This window comes from Corynebacterium sp. UMB0012 (genome assembly GCF_030216265.1).
Lineage (GTDB): Bacteria > Actinomycetota > Actinomycetes > Mycobacteriales > Mycobacteriaceae > Corynebacterium.
The window spans coordinates 1-276 of sequence record NZ_JASOKQ010000102.1 but is presented as its reverse complement, the minus strand read 5'-3'; the positions used below and the strand labels follow the sequence as shown (position 1 = coordinate 276).

The following is a 276-nucleotide window of genomic DNA, read 5'->3' as shown; positions in this document are numbered from 1 at the left end:
TCTCCAAGTCTTAGTTTCTGGAATCCAAAGTTGGTCACTTTCTTCAAGTGCGTAGTGCAAAGTCTTGATAGCACGAGTTAATACTGAAGTGTAAGCTTGATCAAATTCAAGACCGTGTTCCTTAATTAAACGACCAGCCTTCTTAGCTTCTTCAACACCTTTTTCTGAAAGGTTTACATCAACCCAACCAGTAAATTGGTTAGAAAGGTTCCATTCACTTTGACCGTGACGAATTAAAACTAATTTCGACATGAACTGTATCTCCTTTAAAATTCA

General features: G+C 37.3%; 1 protein-coding gene. It reads right to left on the bottom strand.

What is annotated here, in order from left to right:
- Nucleotides 1-252: 2,3-bisphosphoglycerate-dependent phosphoglycerate mutase (locus QP324_RS12045; protein ID WP_284816216.1), on the bottom strand; the 252-nt coding region annotated here is incomplete at its 3' end.
- Nucleotides 253-276 lie beyond the last annotated feature (24 nt).